This window comes from Streptomyces sp. NPDC058964 (assembly GCF_042741275.1).
Classification (GTDB): Bacteria; Actinomycetota; Actinomycetes; order Streptomycetales; family Streptomycetaceae; genus Streptomyces.
The window spans coordinates 485-13,060 of record NZ_JBHYKH010000200.1; the positions used below are offsets into that span (position 1 = coordinate 485).

Genomic DNA, 12,576 nt, shown 5'->3' on the forward strand with positions numbered 1-12,576 from the left:
CGTGGGGGCACACCCCCCCCACCTGCCACGCCCCCGGGGTGTGCCACACCCCTCCCGCGGCTGTGCCAGAGCCCACCGCGGACGGCGCACGCGGGGCGTCCGACGTCCTGGTGACCGGCACCGACGAGGAGATGCTGGTCCTGGAGGTCACGCCGGCGAACAAGATCGTCGTACGGCTTCCGCGTGTCGAGGTCGGCCAGGGGATCACCACCGCGGTCGCCATGATGATCGCCGAGGAGCTGGACGCCCGTCTCGCCGACGTCCGCGTCCCGCTCGCCGACGCCCGCGGCAAGGGCAACCAGTACACCGGCGGATCGAGTTCGGTCAGCTCGCTGTACGGCCCGGCCCGGCAACTCGCCGCCACCGCCCGCGCCAAGCTGGTCACGGCCGCCGCCCGGCGGTGGCGCCTTCCGGCGCACACCCTGCGCACCCGCAGCACCCATGTCGTCGCGCCGGACGGGCGCACGGCCACGTACGGGTCGCTCACCGAGAGCGCGGCCCGGGTCCACCGCCCGGCCGTGTCCGACAGGCCCAAGCCGGCCTCCCGGCACCGGGTGATCGGACGGCCCACGTCCCGGATCGACGCACGGGACATCGTCACCGGCCGGGCCGAGTACGCGGGCGACCTGTCGGCGGCGGGCGCGAAACCGACCGTGGTGGCCCGGCCGCCGACGGTCCGGGGCAGGCTCGTCTCGGTCGACGACACGGCGGCGCGGGCCATGCCCGGAGTGCTCGCGGTCGTCAAGGCGGCCGGTGGGGTCGCCGTCGTCGCGGAGTCCTTCCACTACGCCCTCGAGGCCCGGGACGCGCTGCGCGTCACCTGGGCCCCGGGCCCGCTCGCCCCGCTCTCGGACGCGGGCATCCGCAGCCGGCTGCGGGCCGCCGTCCCCCGGCTCTCCACCGCACCGCACGCATCGGTCCAGGTGGAGGGGGAGTTCGAGTTCGCGTTCGTCAGCCATGCACCGATGGAGGTGCTGACCGCGGTGGCCGACGTACGCGCCGACCGCGCGGAGTTCTGGTTCTCCTCGCAGACACCCATGGACGCGCGCGACACCCTCGCGGGCCTGCTTCGGCTGCCGAAGTCCAAGGTCCGGGTCCATGTCGTGCGCGGCGGCGGCTCGTTCGGGCGACGGCTGAACTTCGACGCGGCGATCGAGGCGGCCCTCGTCTCCAAGGCCGCGCGCCGCCCGGTGAAGCTGATGTGGACCCGGAACGACGACATGCGGCACGGCCGGATGCGCCCGGCCAGTCACCACCGGATCCGGGCCGGCATCGCGCGCGGCCGGGTGGTGGCCTTCGAGCACGCGATGGCCTCGGTGGGCGAGTCGTCCGAGGGCAAGGGCCTGACGGCACAGGGCGGTGCGGCCCCCGCCGCCCTGGTCACCCGTCGTGCTCCCGCGGCCGGCCCGCTGCCCAGCGACAGCGGTCTGTACAACTTCGGCCGTGTGTCCGGCAAATCCGGCGGGATCGAGCTGCCCATGCCGCTGGGCGCCTGGCGGTCGGTGGACTCCGGCACGATGCGGACGGCGGAGGAGATCCTCGTCGACGAGATAGCCCGGACCCTGGGCAAGGACCCCGTCTCGTTCCGGCGCGGCACGCTACGGAGCAGGACGGTGAAGGCCGTGCTCGACAAGGTCGCGGCCGCCGGACACTGGGGCCGCGCCATGCCGGCCGGCACCGCCCAGGGCGTGGCCGTCCACGAGGAGTACGGCTCCTGCGTGGCCTGCCTGGCCGAGATCGACGCCACCGACCCGAGCAGGCCCCGGGTGACGAAGGTGGTGATGGCCGCGGACGTCGGCACGGCCGTCAATCCGCGCGGACTGGAGGCCCAGCTCATGGGCACCGCGATGGACGGCATCTCCACCGTCCTCCGGGCCGGACTGCACATCGACCGGGGCGCCGTCCGCGAGGGCAGCTTCGCCGACTTCCGCTACGCCCGCCAGGCGCAGGCCCCGCTGCGCTTCGAGGCACACATCATGCCCTCGCACCGGGAGCCGGGCGGTGCGGGCGAACTGGGCGTGCCCGCGGCGTCCGGTGCCGTCGCCAACGCGTACGCGCGGGCCACCGGCGCCAAACCCCGTCGCTTCCCGCTCGACTTCTGATCAGCCGCCGATCAACTCCGAGAAGGCTCCGATGCGTTCGTACTCCTTCGTCCTCAACGGGAAACCGGTCACCGTCGAGGCGCCCGCCGACATGCCACTGCTGTGGGTGCTGCGTGATCTGCTCGGGGTCACCGGCCCCAAGTACGGCTGCGGGGTCGGCGTCTGCCGCGCCTGCACCAGCCACCTCGACGGCGCGGAGATCCAGCCCTGCGTCGTACCCGTCGCCGACTGCGCGGACCGCAGCGTCACCACCATCGAGGGCCTGGCCGACGGCGACACCCTGCACCCCGTGCAACAGGCCTGGCTCGACTGCGACGTGGCGCAGTGCGGCTTCTGCCAGCCGGGACAGATCATGGCGGCGGCGGCCCTGCTGAAGCGGACGTCCCGGCCGACCGACGCCGACATCGACCGCATCGAGAACGTCTGCCGCTGCGGCACGTACTTCCGCGTCCGAGAGGCGATCAAGAAGGCCGCAGCGGACACCCCGCCCACGGAGCACTGACCGCGGCCACGCACGCAACCGCCCGGCCGTGCCCCGAGAGCGGCGAACCGGAGCGCCCGCAGACGGCACCGGCCGGATTCCCGTGAGGGGTGGATGCGGGTGCCCGCCGCCGCGGGCGAGGCTGCACCACCGCCCGGTCGGCGCGGACCCGGTGTTCCCCGGGCGGGCCTTCGGGGTGACCGGCGTTGGTCATGCCGGCTCCCGAGGTGGCCGGCTCGGGCACTGCCCGGCCCGGCGGTCGGCTCGGATCCGGATCCAGGAACGCTGGAGAGGCTTGGCCCGAAGCGCCCGCCAAGACCTAATGTCGCAGGTGTCGTTGAGTGCCTGGGCGGAACGGAGACGGACATGCGGGTGGGCGTGCACATCAACCGGTTCAACCACTCCGGAGGTGCTCCCGCGCTCGCTGCAGAACTGGCCGCGGCCGGCACGGCGGCCGAGGCGGCGGGCGTGAGCTGGCTCTCCGTCATGGACCACTACTTCCAGATGGAGATCAACGGCGGCGCCGAGGACCCCATGCTGGAGGCCTACACGACCCTCGGCTATCTCGCGGGCCAGACCTCCACCGTCCGCCTCGGCGCTCTGGTCACCGGTGTGACGTACCGCCACCCGGGGCTGCTCGCCAAGATCGCCACCACGCTCGACGTCCTGTCCGGCGGCCGGGCCACCCTCGGCATCGGCGCGGCCTGGTACGACCGCGAGCACCACGGGCTCGGGGTCCCGTACCCGCCGCTCACGGAGCGGTTCGAGCGGTTGGAGGAGACCCTGCGGATCTGCCTGCAGATGTGGGACCCGGAGAACAACGGCCCGTTCGAGGGGAAGCACTACCGCCTGGCCGAGACGCTCTGCGTGCCGGAGCCGATCAGCACGCCGCACCCGGAGATCATGATCGGCGGCACCGGGGAGAAGAAGACGCTGCGCCTGGTCGCCCGGTACGCGGACGCCTGCAACCTGATCGCGGCCTCCCCGGAGCAGCTGCGGCACAAGCTCGACGTGCTGCGCGGGCACTGCGACGCGCTGGGCCGCGACTACGATGCGATCCGCAAGACCATCGGCTACATGGGCGAGTCGGCCACCACCGAGGACCTCGACGCCTTCCTGAGCGACATCGGCGGTTACACCAAGCTCGGCATCGACACCGTCGTTCTCTTCCCGTTCCTCGGTGAGCCCGCCGCGTGGATCGAGCGGTTCGCCGCTCCGGCGGCCCAGCGGCTGGCCGAGATGGAGTGAGGCGCATGCGGAAGGGGCCGGAGCTCGGGGAGCTCCGGCCCACGGGGGACTCGCGACGGGCCGGATCAGGCGGCCGCGCCCACGTTGCCGTGCAGACGCGCCACGACCTCGGTCAGCTGGGCGGCGACCTCGGCGTCGTCGGCCGGGTGGGTCTCGGCGAAGCGGGTCAGCGAGCCGGGGATGGACAGCTTGACGTCCTCGAGCACCTTGCCGCCCGCGATGCCCACGGCCTTGCGGGCTTCGTCCTGGGCCCACGCGCCGCCGAACTGGCCGAAGGCGGTGCCGACCACGGCGACCGGCTTGCCGCCGAAGGCGCCGGCGCCGTACGGGCGGGACAGCCAGTCGATGGCGTTCTTCAGAACGGCCGGGATGGTGCCGTTGTACTCGGGGGAGAACAGCAGGAACGCGTCGGCGGCCTGCGCGGCCTCACGCAGCTGGACGGCGGCCTCGGGGACGCTGCCCTCGACGTCGATGTCCTCGTTGTAGAAGGGGATGTCGCCCAGCCCCTCGAACAGCGCGAGCTCGGCGCCCTCGGGAGCGTGCTTGACGGCGGCCTCGGCGAGCCGGCGGTTGGTCGAACCGGCGCGGAGGCTGCCGACGAGCGCAAGGATGCGGACAGACATGGGGTACTCCAAGGGGCTGAAACATTGCGTTTACGATCCGGACCGGGGTCCGTTTCCCGTTGTAGCAGTCCAACCGGACCGCGGTCCAGTTTTCTTCCCGGTGCTTTACGCTGTCTTCATGTCCAGCGCTCCGCCGCCCTTCCCGAAGCCCCAGCAGGAGCCCTTCGGCGCGCCTCGGCTACTGGAGGTCGGCTTGGGGCCCGATGAGCCGTGCCTGCGCGCCGACGCGGCCCGCAACCGCGCCAAGCTGCTGGAGGCCGCCGGCCGGCTGATCGCCGAGCACGGGGTGGCCGGGGTCACGATGGAGGCGGTGGCCGCGGCGGCCCGGGTGGGCAAGGGAACCGTCTTCCGGCGCTTCGGCGACCGCACCGGGCTGCTGACGGCGCTGCTCGACCACTCGTCGAGGCAGCTGCAGGCCGACTTCCTCGGCGGGCCGCCCCCACTGGGCCCCGGGGCGCCGCCGGTCGAGCGGCTCCGGGCGTTCGGCGTGGCGGTGCTGTACCGCTCGGCCGAACAACTGGATCTGCAACTGGCCGCCCAGCGGGAGCCGACCCGCCGCTTCTCCCACCCCTCGGTCGGGGCGCTGCACACCCACGTCACGATGCTGCTGCGGCAGATCCTGCCGGACGCCGACTGCGAGCTCCTCGCCCAGACGCTGCTGGCCTACCTGGATCCGGCCCTGGTCCACCATCTGACCAGGCAGTGCGGGATGCCCATGGAGCGGCTCGAGGCCGGCTGGACCGACCTCGTCGCCCGTGTGACCCGTACGGAGCCGCCGACCTTTACGGAGCGGCCCGGCTGAACCCGGCTCAGCCCTGGACACGGTCGTTGCGCACAAGTTCGTGACGACCGTGTCCGGCGGGTCGGGATGCCCTGTTCGTGCAACCGTGAACCACGTTCCCCCGGCGGTCCCTCCGTTCCGCGCTTCTGCCAAGATGCGGTACGTCATGGTGCAGATACCGAACACGTCCTCGCCCGCGTCGCCCGCACCGCGCTCCGTCCCCACGAGTGCCGATGTGGCCCGCCTGGCCGGCGTCTCGCGCGCAACCGTCTCCTACGTCCTCAACAACACCAGCGCCGTGCGGATCAGCGAGCCGACGCGGCGTCGCGTCCACGAGGCCGCGAAGGAACTCGGGTATGTGCCGCACGCGGCCGCCCGCAGCCTGCGCGCCGGCCACAGCCGTATGGTCCTGATGCCCGCCCCGACCGTCCCGGTGGGCCCGCTCTACGGCCAGTTCCTCAACGAGCTCCAGTGGGCCCTCGGCCGTCTGGACTACACGGTCGTGCAGTACGGCACCGTCGGCCTGCACGGTGACGAAGCCGCCCGCGCCTGGGCCGAGTTGAGGCCCGTGGCCGTGCTCGTGCCCGGCGCGGGACTCGGCCCCGAGGGCGTCGCCGTCCTCAAACGCTCCGGCGCCCGCGCCGTCGTCACCCTCGGCCCGCAGAGCGTCGAGGGCGCCCACGCCCTGCTGATGGATCACGACGGCGTCGGCCGCTGCGCCGCCACCCACCTCCACGCCCGCGGCAGGCGCCGTATCGGAGTGGTCGTACCCGAGGAGCCCGGTCTGGAGGCCTTCTCCCGGCCCCGTCTCGAGGGCGTGCGCCAGGCGCTGCGCGGAACCGACGCCACGGTGACCGAGCTGCCCCTCTCCCACGACGAGCGGGCGGCCGCCGAACTCGCCGCGCGCTGGCGGGACCTGGGGCTGGACGCGGTGTTCGCGTACAACGACGAGTACGCGATGCTGCTGATGCGCGCGCTGCAGGACGAGGGCATCCGGATCCCCGAGGGCACGGCCGTGATCGGCGCCGACGACCTGATGCTCGGCCGGCTGCTGCGGCCCCGGCTCAGCACGGTCCACATCGAGCTGCCGTCCGGCCGCGAGCTGGCCGAACTGGTCGACCGCGCGGTACGCGACCCGGCCGCCGCGCCCGAGACGCACAAGGTGCTGGGCGCGTCGGTGGTGCCAAGGGACTCCAGCTGACGACGGGACTCCGGCCGACGGGCCGCCACCGGCCGACGACGGGCCCGGCCGCCGACTCACCGCCGTCGGCTGCGGCGCTGTTCCGGCAATCCGTGATCGGGATGTTGCGCGCTCAACCAAACGGTGCGCCAAGGGACTTGCCCGCGCCACGCCGCAGCGCGCCGTGAGCCGCACCGCCTTCGGTGACCGATCGGAGAGCCGTCATGCCGCTGCTCGACCCGAAGACCTGGCAGCCCCACCCCCTGACCGGCCCGGAACACGCCGTCACCGAGCCCGCCCCGGCGACACGCTCGGCACTGGCCCCTTCGGTGGCCTGGCCGCATCCGGCACCGGCGCCCGCTTCGGCGGTGAGGCCAACCTGGAGGCCTTCACCGACCCGCGCTGGACGACGGCGCGCGGGGACGTGGCGCCCTGTCCCTTCTAGGCGGCGCCCTGCCGTTTCCGGAGGGTCACTCGCCGTCCTGCTCGGCCTTGGCCTGCTGCTCGGCGATGCTCTTGCGGACCTCGTCCATGTCCAGCTTCCGGGCCTGCCCGATGACGTCCGTCAGGGCGGCCTCGGGCAGCGCGCCCGGCTGCGCGAACACGGCGACCTGGTCGCGGACGATCATCAGCGTCGGAATGGACTGGATACCGAAGGCCGCGGCCAGTTCCGGCTGCGCCTCGGTGTCGACCTTGCCGAACACCAGGTCCGGGTTCTCCTGCGCGGCCTTCTCGTAGACCGGGGCGAACATACGGCACGGCCCGCACCAGGACGCCCAGAAGTCGATCAGGACGAACTCGTTGTCCGTGACCATCTGGTCGAAGTTCTCCTTGGTGAGCTCCACGGTGCTGCTCATGCGCGATTCCTTCTTCCTGCTGTGGGGGCGAAACCGTCCGCACAACACGGCGGCCCGGGTACCTATTCCGCGCACGTACCCGTGTGGCCGCAGCGCACACCACCCACGAGACTGAGCCCATGACGGAAACGGAAACCATCGCGTACGACGTCGTGGTGCTCGGGGCCGGGCCCGTGGGGGAGAACGTGGCCGACCGGACCCGCGCGGCCGGTCTGACCACCGCGGTCGTGGAGAGCGAGCTGGTCGGCGGCGAGTGCTCGTACTGGGCCTGCATGCCCAGCAAGGCCCTGCTGCGCCCGGTCATCGCCCGCGCCGACGCCCGCCGACTGCCGGGACTGAGCCAGGCGGTCCAGGGCCCCCTCGACACGGCAGCGGTCCTCGCCCGCCGCAACGACTACACCTCGCACTGGCAGGACGACGGACAGGTCCGCTGGCTGGAGGGCATCGGCGCCGACCTGTACCGAGGCCACGGCCGCCTCGCCGGACCCCGCACGGTCACCGTGACCGGCCCCGACGGCGAGCTCACGACTCTCACCGCCCACCATGCCGTCGCCGTGTGCACCGGCACCGGCGCCCAACTGCCCGGCCTGCCCGGACTCGCCGGCGTGAAGCCCTGGACCAGCCGCGAGGCCACCAGCGCCCGGACCGTCCCCGGCCGGCTGATCGTGGTGGGCGGCGGTGTGGTCGCCACCGAGATGGCCACCGCCTGGCAGGCCCTCGGATCCCAGGTCACCCTCCTGGTCCGGGGCAAGGGTCTGCTGTCCCGCATGGAGCCCTTCGCCGGCGAACTCGTCGCCGAGGCTCTCACGGAGGCGGGCGCCGACGTCCGTACCGCCACCTCCGTCGCCTCCGTGACCCGGGAGAACGGCACGGTCGTCGCCGTCACCGACGCCGGTGACCGCATCGAGGCCGACGAGGTCCTCTTCGCCACCGGCCGCGTCCCGCGCACCGACGACATCGGCCTCGACACCGTCGGCCTGGAACCCGGCTCCTGGCTGCCGGTCGACGACAGCCTCCGCGTCATCGGCAGCGACTGGCTGTACGCGGTCGGTGACGTCAACCACCGCGCTCTCCTCACCCACCAGGGCAAGTACCAGGCCCGTATCGCGGGAGCCGCCATCGCCGCCCGGGCCTGCGGCGATCCGCTCCTGGACCCGGCACCCTGGGACGCGCACACCGCCACCGCCGACCACGACGCCGTGCCCCAGGTCGTCTTCACCGACCCCGAGGCCGCCGCCGTCGGTCTCTCCCTCGCGGAGGCGGAACAGGCAGGACACCGCGTCCGGGCCGTCGACGTCGAGTTCTCCTCGGTCGCCGGAGCGGGCCTGTACGCCGATGGCTACCGGGGCCGCGCCCGCATGGTCGTCGACCTGGACGCAGAGACCCTGCGCGGGGTCACCTTCGTCGGCCCCGGCGTCGGCGAGCTGATCCACTCGGCGTCGGTCGCGATCGCCGGCCAGGTCCCGGTCGGCCGTCTGTGGCACGCGGTGCCGTCGTATCCGACCGTCAGTGAGGTGTGGCTGCGGCTGCTGGAGGCGTACCGGGACAGCGCCTGACGGGTGCTCCCGCCGGATGCACGGGCCCCCGCCGGAGCGCGGGCCTGTGCCGGGGTGCCACCCGAGGCGGACCGGAGGACCCGGTCGCCCCGAGTGCCTAGGGGAGGGGGAAGCCGAGGGCCGCCGCGGCGGCTTCCGGCGTCGGCTGCGCCCACCGCTCCGCCATCGCCCGGCCGGACGACAGCGAGCGGAGTTCCGCGTGGTCGAGGTAGAGCATTCCGTCGAGGTGGTCGGTCTCGTGCTGGACGATCCGGGCCGGCCAGCCGGTGAAGACCTCGTCGACCGTGCGGCCCGTCTCGTCCTCGGCCCTGAGCCGGACCTGGGCGTGGCGGGCCACCACGGCCTGCCAGCCCGGCACGCTCAGGCAGCCCTCGAAGAACGCGGCGCGGGCGGTGCCGAGCGGCTCGTACGACGGGTTGACGAGCACCCGGAACGGCTGCGGCACCCGGCCGCGGGCCAGCCGTACCTCCTCCGTCACCGGCGCCGGATCCTCGATGACCGCGATGCGCAGTTCCACCCCGACCTGCGGCGCGGCGAGGCCGACGCCCGGGGCCGCGTGCATGGTGACGCGCAGGGCCTCGACGAAACGCGCCAGCAGAGCGGGCTCCAGTTGTCCGTCGAAGGGTTCCGTGCCGCGCCGCAGGACCGGCTCGCCGGCCGCGACGATGGGCAGCGGGCCCTCACCGGCGAGGAGTTGCTCGACCCGCTCGGCGAGCGGTGCGCGAGCGGCGCGGTCGGCGCGGTCACTGGGAGATGCCATCGCGTCAGCATGCCACGGCCTCCACAACCCGCGCGTGACACAGGTCACTTCGGGTGCCGGGAACTCGGGCCCCGCGCGTTCCGACTACTGGACCGTCATCCCCCGAGGAACGAGTCCCCGGAGAAGCCCGCCGGTGTCCACCGCTCCCCCGACCGCCACGGACGAGGCTCCCCGCCCCCCGGTTCCGGTCGGTGAACCGGGCCCCCGTGCGCGGGAGTTCCGCTCAGCCGCGGCCGAAGTCGCCCGCGAGTGCGGAGGCGATGCGCAGGTGCCGCTCCGCCTCCTCGTGCCGTGCCTGCCGCTGGAGCGTGCGGCCCAGCATCAGCCGGGCGTAGTACTCCACCGGGTCGCGCTCGACGATGACTCGCAACTCAGCTTCGGCGCGGTGCAGTTGGGCCGAGTGGTAGTAGGCCCGCGCCAGCAGCAGCCGGGGTCCCGTCTGCTCCGGCACCTCCTCGACCAGCCCGGCCAGGACACGCGCCGCACCCGCATGGTCCTTGGCGTCGAAGAACTGCCGCGCGCGCTCCCAGCGCTCCGCCGCCGTTCCGTGGTCGTAGTACGTCGTCTCCATCTGGGTCTCCACTCGTGACCTCCTTCGACGCCGACAACGGGACCTGATGGTTGAATATTCCACTATTTCTTGAGGGTGGTCAGCTCGGCGTTCGCCCGCTCCGTGATCAGGGTCAGGACCCGGCCGGCGACGACCCGGTCCTCCTCGGGGATGCCCGCGTAGATCCGGGCCGCGACCGCCCCGGTCTCGGCCGAGACCTTGGCGTACAGCTGCCGTCCGGCGTCCGTGATCCGGATGCGCGACGGCTCCTCCTCGGTCAGCAGCCCCGCGGAGACCAGCTCGTCGACCGTGCCGTGCGCGTCGGACGCGTCGACCTTCAGGGTGCCGACGATGCCGTCGACGAGGGCGTCCCGCCCGGACGGGCCGTCCGCGAGGGCGGCGAGCCGCAGGGCGACGTTCTGCCGGAAGCTGACGCCGTACGGGACCAGGACGCCTTCCAGGACGGCGCGCGAGGCGTAGTGGGCCAGGCCGATGACACGGGCGTCGACGACGGGGGTGGTGGTCATGACTGCTCCTTCTCGTTGTCGTGCGTGCCGAACGGGTCGAGGGGGGCGTCGAGGAGGGTCGCCAGGTCACGGGTGAACTCCCGCGCCCGCTCGCTGTCGGGTCCGCCGAGCGGCTCCAGCAGCTGCCGCAGCAGTCCCCGGACGACGTCGATCGCCTGCCGGGTCACCTCCCGGCCCCGCTCGGTGAGTGCGAGCTGGACGGCGCGCGGGTCCTGTGGATCCCTGGCGCGCTCGAGGAGTCCCGCCGACTCCAGGCTCCGGGCGAGCCTGGACACGTACAGGGCCTCCAGGCCGGTGTGGTCGGCGAGGCGGCGCTGACTGGGCCGCAGGCCGGAGCGGTGCATGCCGTAGAGGGACGCCACCAGCGAGTACTGCGCGTGCGTGAGTCCCAGCGGGGCCACCGCGCGGTCGACCGCGACCCGCCACTTCATCGACAGCCGCCACACCAGGAAGCCGGGCGTGGCTCCTTCGGAACCGTTGCTCATGGCAAATACAGTACATGGATACTATGTACATGGCTACTATCTCTGGAAACAGAAGCCCGGCGGAATCAGCCGGGCGGGGCCGGCGCCACGGCGATCCGGTGAGGGATGCGGCGGCACAGGCGGGTCGGACCGCCCGCAGCGGCCCGGCAACGTGGTCGACGGTCACCGGGGCGGAGTGGGCGTTCCCGGCTCCGGACGCCCGTGCCGCGATGATGCGTTGAAGGCGTGGCTGCGGTCTCTTCCGTCCGTCCGGCTGACTTCCTGGCCGAGGGCGTCCTGGCGGAGGGCGTCCAGGACGACGGAGCCGTCGACGGTCTCATGGGTGATCAGTTGTTCGGCCAGGCGTTCCAGGGCGGGCCGGTGACCCCGCAGCAGCGTGATCGCGCGCTGTTCGGCCTGGCGCAGCAGGCGGGCGACCTCCTCGTCGACGTGGCGCTGGGTCTGCTCCGAGTACCGTGGGCGGCCGGGCTCCTCGGTGGTCTCGCCGAGAAACTGCGGGTGGGGGGAGGAGTAGCCGATCGGTCCGAGTTCGGGGGAGAGGCCGAACTCGCGGACCATGCGGGTGGCGATCTCGGTGGCTCCGGCCAGATCGTTGGCGGCTCCTGTCGATCCCTCGCCGAAGACCACGAGCTCGGCCGCGCGCCCGCCCAGACGCACCGCCAGAAGGTCCGTCAGGTAACTCTCGCTGTACAAGTGGCGTTCCGCCTCAGGGAGTTGCTCGGTGACCCCCAGCGTGACGCCGGCGGGCAGGATGGTGACTTTCGCCACTGGGTCGGCGTGCTCGCACAGTGCCGCGACCAGGGCGTGGCCCGATTCGTGGACAGCCACCGAGCGGCGTTCCTCGGGGAGCAGGGCGTTGGAGGACTCCCGGCGTCCCAGCAGCACACGGTCGCGAGCGGTATCCAGGTCGTGCGGTTCGATCAGAGTGCGGTCGTTGCGTACGGCGTTGATGGCGCCCTCGTTGACCAGGTTTGCGAGATCCGCGCCCGAGAACCCCGGCGTAGCGCGCGCCACGGCATCCAGGTCGACGTCCGGAGCCAGTTTCATGAAACGGGCGTGGACGGCGAGGATCGCGGCCCGCTCGGCCTGGTTGGGCAGCGGCACGGTGACCTGGCGGTCGAAGCGGCCAGGGCGCAGCAGGGCCGGGTCGAGGGCGTCGGGCCGGTTGGTGGCGGCGAGGACGACGATGCCGCTGAACTGGTCGAAGCCATCCATCTCGGACAGCAGCTGGTTGAGGGTCTGCTCGCGCTCGTCGTTGCCGCCCAGCCGCGTCGTGCCGGTGCGACGTGACCCAAGCGCGTCGATCTCGTCGATGAAGATGATCGACGGGGCGCGTTTGCGGGCTTCGCCGAACCGGTGGGGTTTTAAACAAACCCACACCCCAATAACATGGAACAAACGCGGGGGGGGGGGTGGGGGGGGAGGT

The 12,576-nt window shown here is 72.8% G+C and carries 13 protein-coding genes; 6 read left to right on the forward strand and 7 right to left on the reverse strand.

What is annotated here, in order from left to right:
• Positions 1 to 62: 62 nt before the first annotated feature.
• The 3 genes from ACFW2E_RS23705 to ACFW2E_RS23715 all read left to right on the forward strand — a co-directional run bounded on the left by ACFW2E_RS23705 (position 63) and on the right by ACFW2E_RS23715 (position 3,831).
• On the forward strand, positions 63 to 2,102 hold the full coding sequence (locus ACFW2E_RS23705; RefSeq protein ID WP_384469090.1) for a molybdopterin cofactor-binding domain-containing protein: 2,040 nt from the start codon (positions 63 to 65) through the stop codon (positions 2,100 to 2,102).
• 31 nt (positions 2,103 to 2,133) lie between these two features.
• A complete protein-coding gene (locus ACFW2E_RS23710) occupies positions 2,134 to 2,604 on the forward strand; it encodes a (2Fe-2S)-binding protein (protein ID WP_384469076.1) in 471 nt (156 codons plus the stop codon).
• Between the two features lie 345 nt (positions 2,605 to 2,949).
• Entirely contained in the window at positions 2,950 to 3,831 is an 882-nt protein-coding gene (locus ACFW2E_RS23715) for an LLM class F420-dependent oxidoreductase (protein ID WP_384469077.1), read from the forward strand.
• Positions 3,832 to 3,896: 65 nt separating this feature from the next.
• Here ACFW2E_RS23715 and ACFW2E_RS23720 read toward each other — a convergent pair whose 3' ends face one another.
• Complete coding sequence (locus tag ACFW2E_RS23720) at positions 3,897 to 4,454, reverse strand: NADPH-dependent FMN reductase (RefSeq protein ID WP_384469078.1); 558 nt, start codon at positions 4,452 to 4,454, stop codon at positions 3,897 to 3,899.
• A gap of 100 nt (positions 4,455 to 4,554) precedes the next feature.
• Between ACFW2E_RS23720 and ACFW2E_RS23725 the strand changes: the two genes are divergently transcribed.
• Both ACFW2E_RS23725 and ACFW2E_RS23730 read left to right on the forward strand, forming a co-directional pair.
• Positions 4,555 to 5,256, forward strand: coding sequence for a TetR/AcrR family transcriptional regulator (locus tag ACFW2E_RS23725; protein ID WP_384469079.1), 702 nt, complete (start codon positions 4,555 to 4,557; stop codon positions 5,254 to 5,256).
• Positions 5,257 to 5,389: 133 nt separating this feature from the next.
• On the forward strand, positions 5,390 to 6,436 hold the full coding sequence (locus ACFW2E_RS23730) for a LacI family DNA-binding transcriptional regulator (protein ID WP_384469080.1): 1,047 nt from the start codon (positions 5,390 to 5,392) through the stop codon (positions 6,434 to 6,436).
• Positions 6,437 to 6,885: 449 nt separating this feature from the next.
• Here ACFW2E_RS23730 and trxA read toward each other — a convergent pair whose 3' ends face one another.
• On the reverse strand, positions 6,886 to 7,272 hold the full coding sequence (gene trxA / locus ACFW2E_RS23735) for a thioredoxin (RefSeq protein ID WP_384469081.1): 387 nt from the start codon (positions 7,270 to 7,272) through the stop codon (positions 6,886 to 6,888).
• A gap of 119 nt (positions 7,273 to 7,391) precedes the next feature.
• Between trxA and ACFW2E_RS23740 the strand changes: the two genes are divergently transcribed.
• Positions 7,392 to 8,828 (forward strand): dihydrolipoyl dehydrogenase family protein, encoded by a 1,437-nt coding sequence (locus ACFW2E_RS23740; RefSeq protein ID WP_384469082.1) that lies wholly within the window; start codon positions 7,392 to 7,394, stop codon positions 8,826 to 8,828.
• A gap of 97 nt (positions 8,829 to 8,925) precedes the next feature.
• On the opposite strand, the gene ACFW2E_RS23745 is transcribed toward ACFW2E_RS23740, so the two are convergent.
• The 5 genes from ACFW2E_RS23745 to ACFW2E_RS23765 all read right to left on the reverse strand — a co-directional run bounded on the left by ACFW2E_RS23745 (position 8,926) and on the right by ACFW2E_RS23765 (position 12,548).
• On the reverse strand, positions 8,926 to 9,588 hold the full coding sequence (locus tag ACFW2E_RS23745) for a peptide deformylase (RefSeq protein ID WP_384469083.1): 663 nt from the start codon (positions 9,586 to 9,588) through the stop codon (positions 8,926 to 8,928).
• Positions 9,589 to 9,811: 223 nt separating this feature from the next.
• Positions 9,812 to 10,159, reverse strand: coding sequence for a tetratricopeptide repeat protein (locus tag ACFW2E_RS23750; protein WP_384469091.1), 348 nt, complete (start codon positions 10,157 to 10,159; stop codon positions 9,812 to 9,814).
• A gap of 62 nt (positions 10,160 to 10,221) precedes the next feature.
• Positions 10,222 to 10,665, reverse strand: coding sequence for a MarR family winged helix-turn-helix transcriptional regulator (locus ACFW2E_RS23755; RefSeq protein ID WP_384469084.1), 444 nt, complete (start codon positions 10,663 to 10,665; stop codon positions 10,222 to 10,224).
• Positions 10,662 to 11,150 carry a MarR family winged helix-turn-helix transcriptional regulator gene (locus tag ACFW2E_RS23760; protein ID WP_384469085.1) on the reverse strand — a complete coding sequence of 163 codons (489 nt, stop codon included), beginning with the start codon at positions 11,148 to 11,150 and terminating at the stop codon, positions 10,662 to 10,664. Before ACFW2E_RS23760 ends, ACFW2E_RS23755 begins: the two co-directional genes overlap by 4 nt.
• A gap of 162 nt (positions 11,151 to 11,312) precedes the next feature.
• Entirely contained in the window at positions 11,313 to 12,548 is a 1,236-nt protein-coding gene (locus ACFW2E_RS23765; protein WP_384469086.1) for an ATP-dependent metallopeptidase FtsH/Yme1/Tma family protein, read from the reverse strand.
• Positions 12,549 to 12,576: the final 28 nt, after the last annotated feature.